Below are 21,516 nucleotides of genomic sequence, written 5' to 3' on the forward strand. Positions count from 1 at the left end.
CTGAAATCAATGTCTGTGTTTTCTAACTTCCCGCTTGAGGGAGGCGACATCCGATGCTATTGCCGGATCACTGTAAATTCTTGCGGATAATTCTGAGATTACATTTCGTTTAAAACCCAGCTTTTCTGCCAATTCTTCGCAAAACTTAATTTCTGATAAATACACCTGGCTGTCGATTTTCATAAGCTGAACAAGGTGGAATAAATATTCGAACTTGTCATCTTCAGACATGGTGCTCAAAGGAGGAAGAGGCTCAGGGCTTTCCACCATATTGTTAATTTCCTCTTCGCTGATACCATTGGCCTTGCCAATCATATAGATCAAATCTTTTTCTTCACCAGCAAATTCGCCATCGATATTCGCTAACTGAACCAGCACGCTTAGTTTCGCCTTAATGCTCATAATTTCTTCGTAGGTTACTTTTTCAAATATTTGTTGGCCTCTTTCATCAGTGCCTCTCTGTTTCCGGTGATGGATGGATCTCCATAAATTCTGGAAGACATTTTCTTTACGACCTTTTTCTCATAGCCAAGTTTTTCAGCTACATCCTCGCAATATCTTATTTCAGTAAGGAAGACTTCCCCATCAATTTTCATCAACTGGATCACGTCATACAGATAATCGAACCTTTCCTCAGAAAGCAAACCCTCAAAGTTTACATCGCTATTCTCCTTAGTATTCAACACCTCTTTTACCAACTCATCAATTTCTTTTTCCGGAACTCGATTTGCCTTCCCAATCGTATAAACATAGGTTTTTTCAGGCTCTCCAAAATCACGATCAATAATCGAAAGTTGGATTAAAGCTTTCAGGTGGTTTTTAATATTGTCTTCCATTATCGCTGTAGTTGTGTTTCGTCCTTCTAATTTAGGAATTAATCCCTAAAATGAAACCTCCTTAGTGTAAATAGCTTCCCGCATTGATGTCAAAAGTTGCACCTGTGGCATGGTCTGCCATTCCACTTGCAATAAAAGTAACTAATGGTGCGATATCTTTTGGCTCAGTGAGGCGCTCCAGTGCCAAATCTCCCTTTGCATGATCTTCACCGTATTGCTGCATAAACTCCTGTGACATATCCGTCCGCACAAACCCGGGAGCTATCACAAATGCCTTTACTCCTTCCTTCCCATAAGATCGGGCAATTGACCTGGTTAATGAAACCAAGCCTGCTTTGGATGCTGCATAAGCAATATATTCTGCCTCTTCTCCTCTAAAAGCAGCACGAGAAGCAATATTGATGATTCGTCCCGCTGCTTTCCTGCTGATAAAATGTTGAACCGCCTTCTTACAAATAATCGCCGAAGAATTCAGGTTTACCATCATTGTTTCATTCCAGGATTTCATCCATTCATCATCTTTTGAATCAATAGTGGACGGCTTGGCCAAACCTGCATTGTTTATCACAATTTCTATGCTTCCCATTTCCAAACTCACGCGCTCAAATAATTTGGCCGCTTCATCAGGTTTTGAAAAGTCCGCCTGGAATGCTTTTGACTCGTTTCCGAGAATATGAGCAAGGTTTTCTGCTTCACGTACATTTTTGTTGTAATGTACGGCAATGGTTGCTCCTGCCTCCGCCAATTTGGTGGCCAAAGCTTTACCTATCCCTCTACTTGCTCCTGTTACCAGGATGTTTAAACCTGACAGATTGATATACATACACGCTTCTTTTGAGCCGAAAAATTAGACAAAACCAGTTTGAAGTTGTCTTATCTGATGATAAAAGATCGCGGAACTTGTTTGCCTGAATGAAATCTTTGTTAATTTAGGCCATCTCCAGCTAAAGAGTCACCGCTTTAACACATGAACGAATAAATATACATGGGCATAATCATCCCCTTACTCCTAATCACGTTTTGTTGCATAATAATCTGGAGAGCCGGAGACGGCTTCATGATAGCATCCGAGTATATTGGTAGAAACCTCTCTGAAGGGGTTAGAGGTGCCACCATCAATGCCATTGCGAGCTCAATGCCAGAAGTATTCACCTCTTTGTTCTTCCTTTTTATTTTGAAAGATGCAGAAGGGTTCTCTGGTGGAGTCGGAACTACCGCGGGAAGTGCCATTTTCAATGGTATGGTGATTCCTGCCTCCGCTGTGCTTACAGTCATTGCCATGAAGATGACTAAGCGTGTAGAAGTATCACGAAAAGTAATGATGCGTGATGGAATCGCATTGATTATAGCAGAGTTGATTTTCTTAATCCTGATTAGTGGAGCTACTTTATATTGGTATCATGGGCTATTGCTAATGCTGGTTTACGTAGCATATATTGTATTCATGTTTGCCACAATGAAAAGATCTCAGCGAAAAGAAAAGCTCGAAGGAAAAGTAGTTGAGGAAAAGGTTTTCGAAAGTAGTGAAGAGCCCCAAGGACCATTTTTGAAAGGTCTTCTAACGTTTGATCTGGAGCGAATATTTATAGGTAATAACAGAATAAGTGGGAAAAGAGCATGGTCTTTACTTGTCTTTTCCACCGTCTCAATAGCTCTGGTGTGCTACTTCCTCGTATTAGCTTGCGAATGGGTTGGGTCAGATACATATACAATCGCAGGACTTGGAACGTTTGATGGCCTGGGCATCCCTGTAATGTTTGTTGCATTAATTCTTGCCTCTGCTGCTTCCAGCTTTCCTGACACGATCATTTCTATAAAAGATGCCAAAAGAGGTCAATATGATGACGCAATCTCCAACGCTCTCGGCAGTAATATTTTCGACATTTGTTTCGCGCTGGGTTTCCCTCTCTTGGTGTTTACTTTGATTTACGGTCCGCTTCATATTCCACCTGAAATGGTGGACCTGAGCAGTGAGTTACGGTTTCTCTTGTGGCTACTAACCGTATTGATGGTTGTCATATTCGTTAGTGGAACTTATTTCGGAAGAAGAAAATCCTTCTTATTGCTGGGATTATATGCATTGTTTGTCCTTTATATAGTTGGCCGGGGATCCGGAAATGAGATTTCTCAAAGCATTGCTGATTGGTTGGTGTCTGTGGTTCGGTTTTTTCGAATCGGATAGTACTCAGCAATCAATAAAAAGTCCCCCAGCGTTTGAATGGACATAATAGGTTTTCATGGATTTGCATCTCTTATTGGATTCTTCACCTGACTTCATGTGAAATCGATAGGTGTGTAGGGGACATACAATTTCGTGGAAAGGATTGGTGTTTCCCTGATGGAGTTTGGCTCCCATGTGCGGACACGCATTATCAAATGCAAAATATTCCTTCCCTTTTCGAACCAGGCATATCTCCCTTTCCCCCACTCTGATTAATTTGGGTTCACCATCTTCAAAAAGAGCTTCTGCCTTTTGTTCAGAATCCAATATCTTGAAAGTCATATAGTAATTATAACTCATGAAATGCCAGCGACAAAAATTTTTGCTCCAACGTAAAAACGCCTACCTAAACTGTGCTTACATGTCGCCACTGATGAAAAAAGTGGAAAAGGCCGGAATTGCGGGATTAAAACAGAAAAGAAATCCGGCAAAAATCTCAGGAGAAGATTTTTTCAAAGAAAGTGACCAATTGAGAAAAATCTTTTCTCAGCTCATAGTCAATGATGAGCCAAACAGGGTGGTGATTGTTCCATCGGCTTCCTATGGATTAGCGAACGTTACACAAAACATTCCATTCAAAGATGGAGAAATACTATTGGCACAAGCACAATTTCCAAGCAATGTTTACCCATGGCTGAGGTTAAAGGACAAGGGGTTCTCCGTCAAGGTGATTTCGCCTGCAGACAGCACAAACAGAGGAGAAAGCTGGAATGAAAAAATTATTGAATCTATTTGTAATACAACAAGAGTAGTCGCAATCAGCCATGTCCATTGGTCGGACGGCACACTATTCCAGTTGAAAAAAATAAGGGAAAAACTGGATGAAGTAGGAGGACTGCTCATCATTGATGGGACTCAGTCCATTGGGGCTTTACCATTCAGCATTAAGGAAATCAGACCTGATGCACTTATCTGTGCAGGATATAAATGGCTTTTGGGGCCATATTCGATAGGCCTGGCTTATTATGGATCAGCATTTGACAATGGTAAGCCATTAGAAGAAAACTGGATCAATCGAATGGCGAGTGACGATTTTACCAGGTTAATTAATTATCAAGAAGATTATCGCGAGCAGGCTTTGCGGTACGAAGTTGGTGAGCATAGTAATTTTATTCTCGTTCCCATGCTTCATCAGGCTATCAAGCAATTGCTGAAGTGGTCTCCTGAAAATATTCAGGAGTATACACGAGCTTTAATGAGTGATGCAATCGATGAAATGAAAGAGCTGGGCTACACCATAGAAGAAGAGGCATGGCGCGCTAGTCATTTGTTCGGAGTACGTCTTCCTGAGAATGTGGAGCAATCTGCCTTGCAGCAATCATTGAAAAAACACCGGGTAAGTGTAAGCTTGCGAGGAGATGCAATACGCATCTCACCTAATGTGTATAATGATGAAATGGATGTGAGAAAATTGCTGAAAGCGATGAAAGAGCCTATCTTCGCATCATAAGGCTTTAAAAAATGGAGCCTCTGTAATAAAACAAGAGATACCGATGAATTTGACGAATCCAGCAGTAACCGAAGGCGTTAACATTTTTGTAAATATTGTGATCTTTTTGGTAGCGTTTGTGCACGCATTGGCATTTGTAAATGCCCGAAAAGAAAACCAGAAAAAGAACTAAACTTTTTCTTATTCTACGTGATCTCCTTTGTGTTTACTTACCGCTTTGTTTGGTAAGATGAAAGGGCAAAGAATTGCCAACACAAACAGTCCGATAATTATTCCTAGCATTGCCATTTTCTGATCAATTTTTTATGTGACAGCAAATATAGTTGCTTCTTCAAATTTGATCTAATTTCCGGCCTTTCACCTCACTCTGTATACCCACTTTTGGGTATTTTTCATTCCTTTTCTTTCCCACTTCTTTGATTAAAATGAAGATCAAGCTACCATTGTCTTCAAACCAACTAAACCTTAATACAAAATGGCAAAAAAAGATGTAAAAAAGATTGGCAAAACAATGGATAAAACCAAGGCCAAAAAGTGGGTAAAGGATTATCAGAAAGCGAACCCGGATGCCGAGCTCAACGGATACTTATATGGAAGAGATATCCTGGAAAAACTATGTAATTATCCAGGCTCTGATGGCATTTGGATATTTAAAGGACTGAATGACGATAATGAAGAATGTCTGGTGCTTTTCCCTGCGGATGCTGATGGTAATATTCTGGATAAAAAAATGAAGTCCTTAGGCGCTGCGGCAAAAATTAATACAAGAGATGAGGATGATCCTGCAAATTCTGGGTCTCCCTGTCCACCAGAGTGTCCAATTGGTTTTGGAGGTTAAAAAATGACTTTTTCAGATATTGTAGAATTGGTTATACAGCTCAGCCGATACACGAGTATCCCTGGAATAGTTTTTTTTCTTCTTTTTTCAAAGAAATTAAATATTATTCCAAGGATACTTTTCTTTATTTTATTGGCTAGTTTTTTGAGTGATTTTTTAGGTTATGCATATTCTAAATATGTCTTCCCTAACAATCATCCAATCATAAATGTCTGGCATTTTACAAATTGCCTACTAGTCACATATCTGTTTTACAAAGCAATCCCTTTTGGGAAAAAGCTAATATCAGCAATAATGATAGGCTTTATCTTGATAACTATTGCCAGTTTTGCGTTTGTTTACTCATTCTCTGAATCGAATACAGTTGTCTGGACATTTTCAAATTTGATAGTAATAGGATTATCTGTCAGAACTTACTTTTCACTTTTAAAAAACCCTTCAGTAAAGCTTAAAGTATTTCCCGTTTTTTGGATGACTACTGCGGTATTCATTTTTAGCTCAGTCACCTTATTGATTTTTCTTTTTCAGCATTACCTCGTTTTTGATCTGAATATTAGCAAAGTCGGCTTCAAGTCCATTCTACTTATTATAAACCTAGCTAACATTTCCAAAAACTTTATTCTATTCTACGCTATTATTCTAATAGATAAAGGTCATCCAGCTTCACTAAAACCAGTAAACGCCACATGATTGAAATCATAGTAAATATCGTGGTATATGGAACAGCACTCATTTTTGGAGGGGTCCTTTGGTTTTTAGTTGCTTTTTCCAAAGCTTACGCGTCTAAAAAGTAAGCTTTGACCTTTCACGACTTTATTGATCTATTCTTAATGTTTAATCGCTTTTCTGGTTTGCCGGCGGTTTTGTATTTCTTATTCTTCATCAAAGAATGGAAGTCCTCCAAAGCAATTATTTTTTATATCGTATTTATTTCTTTCGGGTTTGATTTTGGAAATTACATTTTCATCAAATACTTCTATCCAAACAGCTACCTTGGCGGCAATTGGTGGGTGATTTTGAACTACTTTTTGATGTCGTGGTGCTTTATGAAAATTCTTCCGGAGAAGATCAAACTCATTAAGTTCCTGATTGCCCTTTTTGTAGTCCTTACAGTCCCCTCTTTTATATTCTTCTATTCCTTTTACGAACATAACGTAATAACAACAACCTTTTCAGGCGTTGCATTCATTACATTTTCCGTTTTGGGCTATTTGAAATTGCTTAATAACTCAACCGTTCCTCTTTCAAAAACCCCCAGTTTTTATCTGATCACTGCCTTCTTTGGATACTATTCCTTCACTTTCTTAAAAAACTTATTTGTTAAATACCTGGTATTTGATTTAGGTATTACGGCCGAACAATACGCTCCAATTTCTGCCATTAATTTATTAGCAAACACTTCAAAAAACTATCTTCTCTTCTATGTTTTAGTGCTCCTCCACATGGATCGCTATGATCCATTACTGAATCCATCTAAGGATTTCGAGCAATAAGTTTTTATTTTGCCGCTGTGGAAGGTAAAGTCATCTTGCTAGTTATAATAGGTACCATAGGTGTCATGCTTATGGCATTTTCGGTGGTGTTCTTTGTACTCCTCTATCGAAGGAAGGTACTGGAAAATGAACTGGAGGTTCAGTCACTGGAAACTAAGCATCAGGCAGAAATGCTTGCAGAGACTTTGAAATCTCAGGAAGAAGAACGAAACCGTCTGGGTACTGAGCTTCATGATAGCGTAGGAGCGATGCTCTCCTCCATCAAATTAAATCTCCAGATTGCAAACAGGAAGAATAAGGTCGATGAATTGAAGGCTGTGTTGGGTCATCTTGATGAAACCATTTCCCAGGTGAGGAATATCTCTCACCAGATGATGCCAATCATTCTAAAAAAATATGGCCTTAAGCAAGCCATCGAAGATCTTTTTGAGAAAGTAAATTCAGATGAGCTTTCCACATCTATCACTCAGTGGGAAGATCCTATGCTTCAACCAGAAAATACACTTATGCTTTATCGCATTGTGCAAGAGCTTTTGAATAACTCTTTGAAGCATTCTGGAGCAACCTCAATAGAGTTTGCCTTTAGAAAAGAGAGATCCGAATGGATTGCATCCTATTACGATAATGGAAAAGGTTTTCCGGAAGATGTATTAAAAAAGAGCGATGGCATAGGTCTTTTAAATATCAAAAACCGGGCACAGGCTATAGGTGCAAAAACTACCTTTTCTAACCCTGAAACAGGCGGAGCAAAAGTAGATTTGGTAATAGACGCTCCGATTGATTAATTTGAGGGTCAAGCGAGTGAGATGAGTCAACCTGATAAGCTAAAAATTCTGGTCACAGATGACCATACCCTATTCCGTCGTGGCACCATGATGCTCCTCGAATCTTTTGAAGAAGTGGGTCATGTGGAGGATGCCGAGAATGGGAAAGAGGCATTGGAAAAACTCAACGAAAATAATTTTGACTTGATTTTACTTGACCTGGAAATGCCCACAATGGATGGATGGGAAGCTTCCAAAAAGATCACCGCCAAACATCCGGAAGTGAAGATCATCATGATCTCTATGCATGATTCACTTCAAATTATTTCGGACCTTATTGAAATAGGCGTTCATAGTTACCTTCTTAAAAATGCAGAGCCTGATGAAGTCCACAAAGCAATCGTTTCTGTAGTAAATAATGACTTTTATTACAATCAGCTCGTCTCTAAAGCCCTACATAAAAAAGTACAAAAAGATGGGTTAGATAAAGGTATTGCCAGACGAGCAGATATCAGTCCTCGGGAGATCGAGATACTCCAGCTCATCTGTCAGGAACTGACCATGAAGGAAATTGGTGAGAAACTATTTTTGAGCGAACAGACTGTTCATACCCATCGGAAGAATCTCATGAAAAAAACGAAGGCCAAAAACGCAGTTGGCTTGGTGAAGTTTGCTTTTCAGAATGGAATTGCAGCTATATAGGCACTACCCACTTTTGGGTATTCTACTACCTATAATTGGGTAAATCAAGGTTTCCCTTTTCTTTATAACATAAAGATTTTCAAACACTTACATTTAATTTATCTCCGCATCATTTCGGGTTTGCAATTTGGATGTTATGCAAATGGCTAATTTCATAATGTCATTTATTAATAACAATAGATGATATGCTCTTAGGTTGATGGTTAATCTATGAAGATACCGGGAGTCCAAGGTTTTCGCTTAATCCTTTGGTTTGCCAACTATCTCACTCACATAGTGGACTCCCTGGTATTTTCAACATAAAAACTTTAGTAAAATCCAGGTACACCACTAATCCTGTAAAGTAAAAAAGGCCTGATATGGGCCTTTTTTGTTCTAGATATATATCGAGTCCACCTTATTAAATAGTAGGACAACTTTTCATATAGTACAATTCCTTATTTGTACAATTCCTTTCCTGCTTCATAATACTTATCCCCGTCGATCCAAAAGGGGGCCTTCTTCGCATTTCCAATCATTCTGCACGCATATACATAGCTTCTGAAGAATTTTTCCAGATAGGCATAGTCCAAGGTGTTCGGGTTATCACTGGCCTGATGATAATATTTAGTGATTTCATCATCAAATGCGGTGAAGCCCATACTGAACGTAGGCGCTGGAATCCCCTTAGCAGCAAACCGTACATTATCCGAACGATCGAAAAGTCCTTGTTCCGGTGCTGGGTCTTCAATGGCTTCCAAACCAAACGCCTTACACGCTTCAATGATCATTTCCTGGGCAGTAGTTCTGGTTAGACCTATGATTGTTGCCTTAGAAGTGTCATTGTAACCGCCATTATCTGAATTGAAGCAGTACACTATTTGATCAAGAGCAATTGGCGAATTATCCACGAACGACTGACTCCCTAAGAGTCCTTTTTCTTCACCAGTAAATAGCACGAAAAGGCCTGATCGCTTAGTTGGGTTTTTAGCCAGGTTTTGGCCAGCAGTTAAGACTGTAACAGTTCCCACTGCATTATCGCGAGAGCCGTTGAAAATACTATCACCTTCAGCATTTGCCTGTCCGATTCCCACATGGTCATAATGCGCGGAGTAAACAATAAATTCATCTTTCAATTTAGCGTCTGAGCCCTCTACATAACCAACCACATTTTGAGAGCTAAATTTTTCATTCTTCGCACCACTTATTGAAAGCATCGCATCACCGTCCTTCTGGTTAATATCTTTTGAAGCACGATTCATCCATAAATGTGTAAGACCCTTCTGATCCTCCTTGCCTTCATCAAGAGCAATTTGCTCCCCTGAAAAATATCTTACCAGAAAATTCCACGGGATCTGTGGTGAATTATAAAGTTCAATTAAAGCCAGGCCACCCAATTCGGAAACTTTCTTTCGCTTGGCTACTGATTGACCAAACCACTGCTGAGGACTATCACTTTCACCATCACCACAGATAGCCACGACTATTTTTCCTTTAATATCTATGCCGTCAAGGTCAGCATCTAAACCATAGTTGGCAAAAACATATTTTGCCGATAATTCGATATTATCTCCCTCCATCATTATAAAATCATCCGAAAGACTGTATTCTGATTCTCCCAAAACAACCTTACCTTCTTTTGGAGGAGTTACTTTTTTCATAGGCACATCCTGAAAATAGCTGTCCATGCCAGGAGCCTTTTTTACGCCATATTCTACAAATCGACTTTCTACGTATTTAGCTGCAATTTTCAGACCCTCGGATGGGGTATCTCTTCCTTTTAGCTCATCTGAAGCTAAAAATCCAATATGACTTTTGATTAGGTTTTGATCTACTGTTTGTTTTGCCAGCTCCATATCTGTTTGAGCTAAAACCAAGAGAGACCAAACGAATGACAGCAGAGAAAGTAATTTTTTCATATTTCTAAAATTTCGGCACAAGATAGTTTTATTCATTCAATAAAAAAGCCATCCGCTATGCGAATGGCCCTCCTCATTTATTAACCGGTTTATTACCTAGTTCAAAAACTCATATATGCCGGCTACTCCCTGGCCTCCACCAACGCATGCCGTTACCATACCGTATTTTCCTTTTCGTCTTCGCATCTCATTTAATAATGAAATCGAAAGCTTCGCGCCTGTACAACCCAGCGGGTGACCAAGTGCAATTGCTCCACCATTTACATTCAATTTGCTTGTGTCCAGGTCTAGCCCTCTAATCACACCTAGTGACTGAGCGGCAAACGCCTCATTTAATTCTATGAGATCAAGGTCATCTTGTTTTAGGCCTGCCTGTTTCAATGCTTTTGGTACAGCCTCCACCGGACCGATTCCCATAATTCGCGGATCCACACCTGCTGCGGTGTAGCTGATCATCTGAGCAATTGGCTCCAGATTATGTTCCTTCACCATTTTCTCACTCATCACCATCACAAAAGCCGCTCCATCAGAAGTTGGAGAAGAATTTCCCGCAGTTACTTGTCCGCCTTGTTTGAACGCTGGACGCAGTTTTTCTAACCCTTCCATTGTTGTGTCCTCACGGACGCATTCATCTGTATCAACGACAAACTCTTTTTTATGACGTTTACCATCTTCACCCAGATAAGTTTCTTCAACTGTAATCGGAACGATTTCATCTTTGAACTTTCCGTCCTTGATTGCTTTAGCTGCTTTTTGGTGAGACTCCATCGCAAATTTGTTGGAGTCTTCCGCTGAAATATTAAAGTCTTTAGCGACCTCTTCGGCTGTTAGTCCCATGTTCAAATAATATTCAGGGTGCTCTTCTGCTATCTTCCAGTTAAGAGCCGCCTTGTATCCCATCATTGGGACCAAAGACATGGACTCTGTTCCTCCGGCTATGATACAATCTGCAGTGCCCGAGTGAATTCTCGCACATGCCAAATGGATTGCTTCCAGTCCCGATCCACAGTACCTGTTTATAATCATACCGGGTACAGAAATAGGAAGAGAAAGAAGTGAAATATATCTACCCATCTGTAATCCCTGCTCTGCTTCAGGAATGGCGTTTCCCACGATGAGGTCGTCTACGCGAGTGGCATCAAAATCTTTAATCGAACCTACCAGATGCTTAATTACATCTGCGGCCAGATCATCCGGACGGTAAAAACGAAAGCCGCCTTTCTTGGCTCTTCCTACCGCTGATCTGTATCCTGCTACTATATATGCATTCATTTTTTTGTCTTTTAATTTTTATAACTTTTTGTCTTTTAATTTTTATAACAATTCTTAGTTCCTCAAAGGTTTTCCTTTGAATAGTATGCTCTGAATTCGTTCCAGTGTTTTTGGTTCACCGCAAAGACTTAAGAACGCTTCACGCTCTAAATCCAGTAAGTATTGTTCAGAAACTTCTGTAGGAGCAGAAAGATCTCCACCGGCCATGATCCAGGCGAGTTTCTGTCCGATTTTCTGATCATGGTCAGAAATATAGCTTCCATATTTCATCCCGCTAATTCCTGCATGGAACATTGCCAGTGCTGCTTTCCCCTGAACTTTTATGTTATCTCTTGGCACTGGTTGGGTATATCCGGCATCAGCAAGTGCAAGTACTTTTTCTTTTGCATCTGTCAGCAAACGTTTTCTGTTAAGTGTAATTTCATCACCATCCCTGAAAATGTGCATGGCTTTTGCTTCCGCTGCTGAAGTAGCCACTTTGGCTGTCGCAATATTCATAAAATACTCTTGCAGCGTATTGAGTTCAGGATCGCCAGGAGTATAATCGTCAGCTGCTCGAAGTGTCATTTCTTTCGTTCCTCCTCCTCCGGGAATCAGACCAACACCAACTTCAACCAATCCGACGTACGATTCAGCATGCGCTTGAACTGCATCACAATGAAGTGATAGTTCACAACCTCCTCCAAGTACAAGCCCCGAAGTTGCCGCAACTACCGGTACACTTGAGAAGCGTGCTTTTGTCATCGTGTTTTGGAACGTACGCACCATCAAATCAATTTCATCAAACTCCTGGTCTACCGCATACATGAAAAGCATTGCCAGGTTTGCTCCAGCCGAAAACTGCTGGCCTTCATTTCCAATCACCACTCCTCTATAGTCTTTCTCGGCCATCGTAATCGCAGTATTGATTCCTTCGATCACATCTGCGTCCACTGAGTTCATCTTTGTGTGGAATTCCAGGTTCAATACGCCATCTCCAATATCATAGATTGTAGCTCCGGGTTTTTCCCATACCACATTGTTTTCTTTGAAAGCATCCAAGAAAATAAGTCCTTCGGTTCCCGGTACTACTTTATATGACTTAGAAGGGATGTCGTAAAACATCTTCTTTCCTTTCTCATACGTGTAGAAGCTTTCGAATCCTGCATCTACCATTTCCTGCACCCATGAAGCTGGCTCTTCACCTGCTTCTTTCATCTGAGCAAGAATGTCTTTCAAGCCCATCGCATCCCATGTTTCGAATGGTCCCATCTCCCAGGCAAAGCCTGCTGAAACTGCCTGATCGATTCGGAATAACTCATCAGCGATTTCCGGGATTCGGTATGTGCAGTATTTGAAAAGATCAAAGAAGGTTTTTCGATAGAAATCGCCCTCTGCTCCTTTCAATGAAATGGCAATTTGTAGTCGCTTATTTAAATCCTCGATGTTTTTGGTTTTATCGAGAATATCCAGTTTTGATTTTTTCTTCGGCTCGTACTCAAAAGTTTTAAGGTTGAGCTCAAGTATCTCTTTCTTCCCATCCTCTTTGACTTTCTTGTAAAAGCCTTGCTGAGTTTTATCTCCAAGCCACTTTCTATCATGAAGCTCCTTCACAATTTTTGGAAGCTTAAATCTATCCTTTGATTCGTCCTTGTCCAGTGCTGCATAAAGATTATTTGCAACATTCACAGTGGTGTCCAGCCCAACCAAATCAGAGGTTCGGAACGTTGCAGATTTTGCTCTTCCAATGACAGGACCTGTTAGTTTATCAATTTCTCCTACTGAAAAATCTGTGTCTGAAATGGCGTGCATGCCCGACATCATGGAATAGACACCAATTCGGTTGGCAATGAATGCCGGGGTGTCTTTACATAGTACTGTTTCTTTTCCTAAATAGAGATCTCCGAACTTCATGAAGAAGTCCACAATCTCCGGATCGGTTTTTTTCGTTGGAATAACCTCTAACAATCTCAAATATCTTGGAGGGTTGAAAAAGTGTGTTCCGCAGAAGTGTTTCTGGAAATCTTCACTTCTCCCATCCAGCATCAAGTGAATAGGGATCCCGGAAGTATTGGAAGTAATGAGTGTTCCAGGCGTTCGCTCTTTTTCTACTTTTTCAAAAAGGGATTTTTTGATATCCAGGTTTTCTACAACCACTTCGATGATCCAGTCCACGTCTTTGATTTTAGACATGTCGTCATCAAAATTTCCGGTCTCAATCAAACGTGCTCGCTCTTTGTCGTAAAGCGGTGATGGGTTTGACTTGATCGCTGTTTGAAGCGCATCATTCACCAGCTTGTTTCGAGCGGCCGGTTTGTCTTTTTCTTTATCGTCAAGATCTCGCGGAACGATATCAAGCAAAACGACCTCCACTCCAATGTTTGCAAAGTGGCAGGCGATTCTTGATCCCATAATTCCGGATCCTAAGACGGCTGCTTTCTTAATGGTTCGTTTCATATTGTTGGTACTGTATTGAATTTATTTTTATGAATGATTTTGTACGAGTCCAGCATCAGCAAATTCACTGGAAATCTGGGCTGCTACCTTATTGAACAAAGAAGGGTCTTCAACAATTTCACTGATCTCCTGCATGACGGTGAAAAAATTGTTAAGTCTTTCATCATCAATTAGTGTTCGGATTTTCATATTGAACTCTCGAACAGCACGTCTGGAAAGTTCTCGTTTCTCTTTTCCAATGTCGGACAAAAAGATTCGAACGGATCTTCCATCTGTCGGATCCTTTTCCCGATAGACCCAACCTTTCTCCTCCATGGCTTTAAGCATGCGAGTCAGGCTCCTCGATTCCATTCCAAGAAGTGGAGCTATCTTCGTTGCAGGAGTGCCTTTTTCAACATCAATATTGAGTAACACAAAACCTGTAGAAGCCGTAATGTCATATTGCGACCCAAACTGGTTATACATCCTGGAAATACTGTGCCAGAGACCTTTGATGTTGTAGTCGACCGTTTCTTCTCTTTTCATAAGTGCACTATATATTTCAAATATAGCAAAATTTGTTATGCATGCATACTATTTTTCGCAGCGTCTGGTTTTACTCTTAGATTTGAGATATGAGTGAAAATAATATCCCGGAAGAGTTTTATTCATTTGAGACTAATGCTCCTTTTGAGCGATGCATCGAATGTGAGAAATATTTATTGGACGAGGATACTGAATATATCATTGAAAAAGCGGTCAAAAATTACGAGGGATATTCAGCGAAGGATGTGGTCTTCGATTACGCCATTTGTATGGATTGCGCTGATCGAATGCGTAAGGAAATTTCAAAAGAATCCTGGGAAAAGATGATGCAGTATTTTCAGGAAAATATGGATGTGCGAGCACGATTGGAGATGCAGGAAAAATCACCTGAAGAAAATCTTAAAAGTTGCATGATCAAACATACCGAAGTAGAAAACTGTCAGGAATATCAGATTTATGCGCATTGCAAAGGAGGAAAACTGAATATGGAAAATCCCCCATACATGATTTCCGGTGAAGTAATGGAGGAGCTTCTTCCTTTACTCTCCAAGCAGACCATCGATGAAATGAACGGATTTATGAACAAGCACTTTTCGCCAGATCCTACTTTGATGGAACCTGTTCCTCCAAGGTTGGTTTTGCTTTAAGCTTCCAATGCCTGTTTCATATCTGCAATTAGGTCTTCAGCATTTTCTACGCCTACTGACAGCCGAACAAGGTTATCTGAAATTCCATACTTTTTTCGATCTTCCGGATCCACACCTGCGTGAGTCATAGAAGCCGGATGCTGAGCAAGTGATTCCGTGCTCCCCAGACTAACCGCAAGCTTGATCAGTTTTAAGTTGTTCAAAAATTTGAAGGATTCTTTTTCACCTCCTTCTAAAAATATGGAAAGCATTGCGCCTGCAGATGAATATTGCTTCTGGTAAATTTCGTATTGGCGAGTCCCTGGTTTCAATGCACCCAAATAATGAATGGTTTTGACTTTTGGATGATCCTTAATCCCTTCATAAATGAGCGCAGCATTTTTTGCTTGCTGTTCCATTCGAACTTTCAGTGTTTCCAGGCTTCTCAACAGCAACCAGCCTGTCCATGGTCCGGCCATGTTCCCCAGGAATGTTCGCATCTCCTTGATCATAGCAATATGCTCTTTACTTCCAAGGCATGCTCCTGCTATCACATCACTATGTCCGCCAATGTATTTGGTAGCTGAATAAAGTACAAGATCGGCCCCATGCTTTAGCGGATGTTGCCAGAGTGGACCCATATATGTATTGTCAACAGCTACAACCGGTCGCTCGTCTCCATTTTGAAATTTGTCCGCTATCTTCCTGCACATCTCAAGATCAACGAGCTGATTGGTCGGGTTAGCCGGTGTTTCTACATACAGCATCTTGAGTCTATCGGAATGTCCCGAATCCTTGATCAGTTTCTCTATTTCTTCCTGACTATCCATCGGATCAAAACCTAAAATATTGATACCAAATTTGGGAAGCACATGTTTGACAAAATGATCTGTTCCTCCATAAATTGGATTACTATGAACCAATAAATCCCCTGGTTCTAAGAAACGAAGCAACGCAGTAGTGATCGCTCCCATCCCACTTTCAAAAACTGCTGCATCTTCTGATTCGTCCCAAAGGGTTAGTCTGTTTTCAAGAATTTCGAGATCAGGATTATTCAGTCGGCTATAGATAAGTCCAAGTTCCTCTCCTTCGTCTTTTTCCCTCAGGCCGTAGGCCTGTTCGAAAAATGCCTTCCCATGTTCTGCGCTCCTAAACACAAAAGTCGAGGTTTGAAAAATAGGTGGTTTGATTGCTCCTTCGGATAGCTCTGGTTTAAAACCATAGGACATCATCAAACTTTCAGGACTCATCTTTTTCATATCAATAGCATTTATACAACTAAGGTGATTGATTTATCCATATTTTCAAATAGAGTTAGAAAAATCAACTATTTTTTATGCAAAAAATAGATGTGTTTTCTAAATTGTTTGTGATTGAGGGAGTAAACAAGAAAATGTATGGATGGGATTGATAAACAATTGGTTTTACTACTACAAAAAAATGGGAAATTGACAATGAAAGAACTCAGTGCTGAGCTGGGTTTAAGCATCACACCCATCTATGAACGCTTAAGAAGATTGGAACGAAAAGGATTGATCACGGGATACCATGCATCCGTTGATCCAAAAAAAGCGGGGTTTGGTTTTGAAGTGTTTTCTTCCGTAACACTGGAATCTCATAAATCAGAATATCTCCGTGAGTTTGAAGTGGAGATCGCCAAGTTCCATGAGGTAATGGAATGTTATCACCTGGCGGGAACGTTCGATTTTTTAGTGAAGGTATTGGTAAGAGATATGGATGAATATGCTGATTTCGTCAATCGAAAATTAGCCAGGCTAAATAACATTCGATTGGTTCAAAGTATGATGGTTTTGAAAAAAATAAAGCAAACTAGCGTGCTGCCATTAATTGATGAAGTCTCCTCGTAATTGTCTGAATCTCTTTCGCGCCTCCGCGACGTACATACTGCCCGGATAATCAACGAGGAATTGTTGGTAGAGTGATTTTGCCTGCTCGATATCTTTTATATGCATGTCGTAAATTTCCGCCTTCTTGAAGGCTGCATCATCCGCCAGAATATCATATGCGTAAGCCGTCAAAATCTGATCAAGGTAGTTAACTGCTGATTCCGTATTCCCTGCCTCCAATTCGAGCTTCGATTTCAGCCAATAAATTTCATCTGTTATTGAATGGTGCATGTAATTTTCAAGCATTTTCGTTAAGCGTTGATTTGCTTCTGTCTTTTTATTTTGAAAAATCAGCAATTCAATATTGGCAAACTCCTGCATCACAGCATCGGTAGTATCGAGTGCTGTATTGTCCGTAATGAGCATTCCTAATGAAATTGCATCGTTGGAAATCTCACGTGTCGTATTTTTTTTAAGAATATCCAGATGTCCTTTTGCCAGAGCAAAATTTCCAGTGAAATAATGAAGTCGGGCGTTGCGCAATTTTGCATCATATCCAAGTTGATGGCTTTTGTACGCTTTTTCTACCTGGGAGTATAGAAGCGTCGCTTCCCATGGTTCTCCTTTCAAGAGATAGATATCTCCGAGATCGAGTTTACTTTGAGAAATAAGCTGCATCCCTGCCCTTGGATTTTGAACCAGTTGATTGAGTAGCTGAGCTGCTGTTTCAATTTCATCCAAGTAAAAAGCATGTAACAAGGCTCTACTCCGGAGCGCATCGAAAGCGGTTTGGGATGGATAGAGTTCGGTATACAATTGGTGATATTGATTCACCAGTTCTCTGATCTCTTCGTGATTGATGGGATAGGTATTTTTAATTTTTTCCTCTTTGGCTTCCATCCAGAATCTTCTTGCATATTGATAGTTCCTGGTATCAACATAGTTCTCAGCCACATATTCAAATATTTCTTCTGCATCTTCAAACGCTTTGTTCTCCAATGCTATTCTACCAATATCCATGCATCGATCCCCAGGTCTTTCATTGCGCTTGTCTATGGCACGTGCCTGAATAAATGCCCCATAAAAATTCTTTCGCTGCAATTCTACCCAGAGTAATAGTTCTGCAAATTTGGTATCATCCGGATCTTCCTGCATTTTTCGAATGAGCGTGCTCTCGAGCTCATCCAATTCCTGTTCTTCCTGGATAAAACTCTGGAGTAAATTTTTGATATAGCTCAGTCGGTTTGGACTATCCGAAGCATAATTCAGATACTCCTCAATCATGGCTGACTTGTTATTCACCATTCGATAGATAGAAGCAAGCTCCAAAGCATGAACGGTTGGGTTATTTCTTATCTCTCTTGAATCCTTAAAAAATAGAATGGCTTCATTATACAATTGTTCATTTGCCATGTATTGTGCAAGGATGCTAAGTTGAAATGGATTTGACCTGGAATCTCTTCGTAGATCCTTGATATACTTATCTAGTTTTTCCTGATTTCCTGATTCCTGGTAAACTGCAGCAAGGCTTGCTTGGAATTGCAAATTTGATGGAAAAGTCTTGATGCTGTTCGTCAAAAATTTTTCCGCCTTGTCATATGCACGCGTAGACTTTAGAAGTGTAAGATAATTATTGGCAATGAGTTGAAGGTTGTAAGGGCTTTCTGCTAATTCATCATAAAGTGATTCTGCCTTTTCGAGCTCACCTCGTTGATAATATTCATTGGCCAACTGAATCTGATCATGTTGTTGGCCAATTATCAAATTAAATGGAAGGAAAAGGAAAATCAGGATTTTTCTAATCATGATAAAGTAATTAACATATATACATACCTATATAAATAATATAAAGTTTAATTAAATATCATTCTTATTATTAGGGCTGTGGATTCGTGGATAAGATTAGAAAAAATAATTTGGAAAAATCGAATGTTTATAATCTTAAATGAGATCTAATTTGTTTAACAGTCTATCAACACCTAACTATTTGAAAATTAGAATTTTAGTTATTTCTGTAGATAAGTGAGGATATGTTATGTGAATATGTAAATTGGTTTATGCCGTCTAAGAAATTGTCTATAAGTGAGTAGTTGTGAAGAATTATCTTTTTGATTTTGTTTTTAGAGGAAATGAAAAGTACAAATGAATACTTATCCACTTCTAAAGATGTGGTTATGCACAGGCTTAAAAAGTTATGCTCAGTTCTACTACCCAGTTTTCTCTAACGGAAATTTCTTCTGAATAGATATATACTTCCTCTGGTAGATCATTTTTTAAGAGATTTCCGTAACTCCATTTACCATCTCCGTTCGTATCTATAAGAATTCTAATATCATATGTATCAGGCCTTATTGTTGTAAATGAAATTTTTTTCTCATTTCGTTTTTGATAGGCTACTTTGCCTGACTTGTTAAGTAGTTGTAAGATGAATGATTCTTCTTCTGTTTGCAGATCCAATTTCAGTGTTCCAGTGGGTGGAGTTTTTTGTTCTTCTAGTTGAATCGATTTGAGTTTCGATGTATCATTTTCTATCGATATGAAACTTCCTTTTTCGATAATCAACTCGAGATTTCTTCTTTTTTGTGCTGAACCTTTTCTCAAAGTAGAATCGATTGATGTCGAATCTTTTGGAAGTGCTTTTTCAAATGCATGTAATAGCGAATCTGTATTCAGAGAAAATTCAATGGTTGCTGATGTGCGATTATTATTCCAGATGATTTCATTTTCAGGTACATAGGAAAATATGCTATCAGCTTTAATGCATATGCTGTCAATCGAAATTGAGGATATGGGTTTGTTGAAATTGAGGGTAATACTGGGGTTATCCTTAATCGTTAATTTGTCTTGTGTAGAAAAGGAAAAACCGGCGGGTTTTCTATTTGATTCTAAAAATACATATTTTATGGTATCTGTTACTACGTTACCTAAACTGTCATTAGCAGAGATATAGGAGGTGACGGAATCCTCATAATTGATTTGCTCTGGTTTATATAATCTTATGATGTCTTTGTTTTCACCGATGATGTTGTGATTATGTAGATCGGGTCCTATGGTGTAGTTATCTATTTGTTTATTGAATTTGACTTCAACGTATCTTCCAGTTGGTCTCGCATTTATAAGAGTTAATGGTTTTACATTTTGAAGAATGCATCTCATTATTCGTAATTGAGTTGCTGAATCCAGATCTATGATGTCTGAAATAAATCCGTGTGATTCTGATTCTGGATCTAAAAGGAAATTTCCATTGTCGTCATTAAATGAAATGATTTTGTATTTTCCTTCTTTGATGAAGTTTAATTTATAGTTACCTGAATCATTGGCGGTTGTAAAATACATTGGACTATCAGCAAAGTAGTCTAATGTATCAGTGTATGGATAAAGTGATACAACATAGCCTTTCCCAGGTTCTTTGGTAAGTAGCTCTTCTACTGAACCTTTTACTGACATACTATCAATAAATGGTCCCGTACTGAATGCAAGTGAAAGGTTGACAGCTGGTGTTTTTTCAGTAATATCAGTTACTCCGTTAGCGAAGTTGAAATTATAGGTAGTGGAGTCAAGTAACTTACCATCCAATTTAATGATAAGCTTGTTTCTTTTAACAATGGATTTGTATTTGATGTCAGTTTTAGGTGTAATGATTAATTCCTGTTTGAGTTTATCCGCATTTATATATTCGGAAAATTCAAGTTCTATTAGTTCGGAATTAAAATTAGTGGTACCTGTAATTGGATTGGAATGAATTAGTATAGGAGGAATTGTATCTTTTGGTCCACCCGTTGGTCTTCCTGGATTTGCACATCTATGAAGTGCAGTTGTAGTGATTAAAGTGATTATAATTAATTGGAGGAATTTCTTCATTTCCTGAAAATATAGATCAAGCTGGAGTACTGATTTGTTTTCTTAGCTTTTTGGTTGGATTCAAAACCAATTCTGATAGCATTTAATATGTTGCCCTTTGCTTTATATTTCTCACTAAGCATAGATACATAATAGGAATCGAATTTCATGGGGTAGGTTTTAACCAGTTTTAATTTAAAGTTGGAGGCAAATGATTTAATAGAAATTGGATCAAAGTGATAGAGGTGTCTTGGAACATCATATCCTGCCCAATAAGTTGAATAGTGCTTCGCATCATACGAGTGATGATTAGGTAAGGCCAATACTAAATGACCGTTTGGCTTAAGTGCTTTTTTTAGGTTTTTAACTGTAGAACTAAGATCAGAAACATGCTCTATAACATGCCAGGCCGTGATGATATCAAAGGGTTCAGTTATCGATTCAAATGAATACAATATTTTTTCATTATTCTTTGCCTCAGCGATTTCTCTTGCTTTCACATCTGGTTCGTATCCATAAGCATGCCAACCGCTTTGGTTTGCTGTTTTAATGAAACTACCCGTACCACAGCCAAAATCAAGAAGGCGTCCATGACCTTTGTTCAATTTTGTAACAAGTTTGGTTTTTTGTGATAATGTGTATCTACGAACTAGTTTATAAATGAAGTTTATTGGAGAATTAGCCTTATCCGTATGAGAGATATATTGATCGCTTTTATAGTAATTAGGCAGTGCTTTTTCTTCTGGCCGTGGATTGGTAAACACCAAT

General features: G+C 39.2%; 21 protein-coding genes. 9 read left to right on the forward strand and 12 right to left on the reverse strand.

The features are described 5' to 3' along the window. Window positions 1-6: 6 nt before the first annotated feature. The 3 genes from ACOQON_RS16825 to ACOQON_RS16835 form a co-directional block, all read right to left on the reverse strand. Window positions 7-402, reverse strand: coding sequence for a TerB family tellurite resistance protein (locus tag ACOQON_RS16825; protein ID WP_420576590.1), 396 nt, complete (start codon window positions 400-402; stop codon window positions 7-9). Window positions 403-416: 14 nt separating this feature from the next. After that, a complete protein-coding gene (locus ACOQON_RS16830; RefSeq protein ID WP_420576591.1) occupies window positions 417-836 on the reverse strand; it encodes a TerB family tellurite resistance protein in 420 nt (139 codons plus the stop codon). A gap of 61 nt (window positions 837-897) precedes the next feature. Beyond that, window positions 898-1,659, reverse strand: a complete 762-nt coding sequence (locus ACOQON_RS16835; RefSeq protein WP_420576592.1) for an SDR family NAD(P)-dependent oxidoreductase — start codon at window positions 1,657-1,659, stop codon at window positions 898-900. 162 nt (window positions 1,660-1,821) lie between these two features. On the opposite strand from ACOQON_RS16835, the gene ACOQON_RS16840 reads away from it, so the two are divergent. Beyond that, window positions 1,822-3,018: a sodium:calcium antiporter gene (locus ACOQON_RS16840; protein ID WP_420576593.1), complete on the forward strand. Its 1,197-nt coding sequence runs from the start codon at window positions 1,822-1,824 to the stop codon at window positions 3,016-3,018. A 3-nt stretch (window positions 3,019-3,021) separates the two neighbouring features. Here ACOQON_RS16840 and ACOQON_RS16845 read toward each other — a convergent pair whose 3' ends face one another. After that, a complete protein-coding gene (locus ACOQON_RS16845; protein WP_420576594.1) occupies window positions 3,022-3,357 on the reverse strand; it encodes a Rieske (2Fe-2S) protein in 336 nt (111 codons plus the stop codon). 73 nt (window positions 3,358-3,430) lie between these two features. On the opposite strand from ACOQON_RS16845, the gene ACOQON_RS16850 reads away from it, so the two are divergent. The 6 genes from ACOQON_RS16850 to ACOQON_RS16875 all read left to right on the forward strand — a co-directional run bounded on the left by ACOQON_RS16850 (window position 3,431) and on the right by ACOQON_RS16875 (window position 8,304). Next, on the forward strand, window positions 3,431-4,507 hold the full coding sequence (locus ACOQON_RS16850) for an aminotransferase class V-fold PLP-dependent enzyme (RefSeq protein WP_420576595.1): 1,077 nt from the start codon (window positions 3,431-3,433) through the stop codon (window positions 4,505-4,507). Window positions 4,508-4,550: 43 nt separating this feature from the next. Further along, the gene (locus tag ACOQON_RS16855; RefSeq protein ID WP_420576596.1) at window positions 4,551-4,679 is read left to right on the forward strand and encodes a hypothetical protein; all 129 of its coding nucleotides are present in this window, start codon (window positions 4,551-4,553) and stop codon (window positions 4,677-4,679) included. A 303-nt stretch (window positions 4,680-4,982) separates the two neighbouring features. After that, a complete protein-coding gene (locus tag ACOQON_RS16860) occupies window positions 4,983-5,345 on the forward strand; it encodes a hypothetical protein (RefSeq protein ID WP_420576597.1) in 363 nt (120 codons plus the stop codon). Between the two features lie 830 nt (window positions 5,346-6,175). Beyond that, window positions 6,176-6,838, forward strand: a complete 663-nt coding sequence (locus tag ACOQON_RS16865) for a hypothetical protein (protein ID WP_420576598.1) — start codon at window positions 6,176-6,178, stop codon at window positions 6,836-6,838. Between the two features lie 17 nt (window positions 6,839-6,855). Further along, entirely contained in the window at window positions 6,856-7,623 is a 768-nt protein-coding gene (locus ACOQON_RS16870; RefSeq protein ID WP_420576599.1) for a sensor histidine kinase, read from the forward strand. 21 nt (window positions 7,624-7,644) lie between these two features. Continuing rightward, window positions 7,645-8,304 (forward strand): response regulator, encoded by a 660-nt coding sequence (locus ACOQON_RS16875; protein WP_420576600.1) that lies wholly within the window; start codon window positions 7,645-7,647, stop codon window positions 8,302-8,304. A gap of 437 nt (window positions 8,305-8,741) precedes the next feature. Here the strand turns inward: ACOQON_RS16875 and ACOQON_RS16880 are convergent, their stop codons facing one another. The 4 genes from ACOQON_RS16880 to ACOQON_RS16895 all read right to left on the reverse strand — a co-directional run bounded on the left by ACOQON_RS16880 (window position 8,742) and on the right by ACOQON_RS16895 (window position 14,435). Then, window positions 8,742-10,202 (reverse strand): M28 family peptidase, encoded by a 1,461-nt coding sequence (locus ACOQON_RS16880; protein WP_420576601.1) that lies wholly within the window; start codon window positions 10,200-10,202, stop codon window positions 8,742-8,744. Between the two features lie 96 nt (window positions 10,203-10,298). Then, window positions 10,299-11,474: a thiolase family protein gene (locus tag ACOQON_RS16885; RefSeq protein ID WP_420576602.1), complete on the reverse strand. Its 1,176-nt coding sequence runs from the start codon at window positions 11,472-11,474 to the stop codon at window positions 10,299-10,301. 54 nt (window positions 11,475-11,528) lie between these two features. Then, window positions 11,529-13,910, reverse strand: coding sequence for a 3-hydroxyacyl-CoA dehydrogenase NAD-binding domain-containing protein (locus ACOQON_RS16890; RefSeq protein ID WP_420576603.1), 2,382 nt, complete (start codon window positions 13,908-13,910; stop codon window positions 11,529-11,531). Between the two features lie 27 nt (window positions 13,911-13,937). After that, window positions 13,938-14,435, reverse strand: coding sequence for a MarR family winged helix-turn-helix transcriptional regulator (locus tag ACOQON_RS16895; RefSeq protein WP_420576604.1), 498 nt, complete (start codon window positions 14,433-14,435; stop codon window positions 13,938-13,940). 89 nt (window positions 14,436-14,524) lie between these two features. Between ACOQON_RS16895 and ACOQON_RS16900 the strand changes: the two genes are divergently transcribed. Next, the gene (locus ACOQON_RS16900; protein ID WP_420576605.1) at window positions 14,525-15,082 is read left to right on the forward strand and encodes a hypothetical protein; all 558 of its coding nucleotides are present in this window, start codon (window positions 14,525-14,527) and stop codon (window positions 15,080-15,082) included. On the opposite strand, the gene ACOQON_RS16905 is transcribed toward ACOQON_RS16900, so the two are convergent. Further along, a complete protein-coding gene (locus tag ACOQON_RS16905; RefSeq protein WP_420576606.1) occupies window positions 15,079-16,320 on the reverse strand; it encodes a cystathionine gamma-synthase family protein in 1,242 nt (413 codons plus the stop codon). The two genes, ACOQON_RS16900 and ACOQON_RS16905, sit on opposite strands and share 4 nt — an antisense overlap. A 195-nt stretch (window positions 16,321-16,515) precedes the next feature. Here ACOQON_RS16905 and ACOQON_RS16910 point away from each other — a divergent pair, with 195 nt between their 5' ends. Then, window positions 16,516-16,929, forward strand: coding sequence for an Lrp/AsnC family transcriptional regulator (locus tag ACOQON_RS16910; RefSeq protein ID WP_420576607.1), 414 nt, complete (start codon window positions 16,516-16,518; stop codon window positions 16,927-16,929). Here ACOQON_RS16910 and ACOQON_RS16915 read toward each other — a convergent pair. The 3 genes from ACOQON_RS16915 to ACOQON_RS16925 all read right to left on the reverse strand — a co-directional run bounded on the left by ACOQON_RS16915 (window position 16,906) and on the right by ACOQON_RS16925 (window position 21,512). After that, entirely contained in the window at window positions 16,906-18,714 is a 1,809-nt protein-coding gene (locus tag ACOQON_RS16915) for a tetratricopeptide repeat protein (protein ID WP_420576608.1), read from the reverse strand. The two genes, ACOQON_RS16910 and ACOQON_RS16915, sit on opposite strands and share 24 nt — an antisense overlap. 378 nt (window positions 18,715-19,092) lie before the next feature. Next, window positions 19,093-20,769 (reverse strand): Ig-like domain-containing protein, encoded by a 1,677-nt coding sequence (locus ACOQON_RS16920; protein WP_420576609.1) that lies wholly within the window; start codon window positions 20,767-20,769, stop codon window positions 19,093-19,095. Continuing rightward, window positions 20,766-21,512 (reverse strand): class I SAM-dependent methyltransferase, encoded by a 747-nt coding sequence (locus tag ACOQON_RS16925; RefSeq protein ID WP_420576610.1) that lies wholly within the window; start codon window positions 21,510-21,512, stop codon window positions 20,766-20,768. The genes ACOQON_RS16920 and ACOQON_RS16925 overlap by 4 nt, the downstream gene beginning before the upstream one ends. Window positions 21,513-21,516: the final 4 nt, after the last annotated feature.

The organism is Ekhidna sp., assembly GCF_965221965.1.
Taxonomy (GTDB): domain Bacteria; phylum Bacteroidota; class Bacteroidia; order Cytophagales; family Cyclobacteriaceae; genus Ekhidna.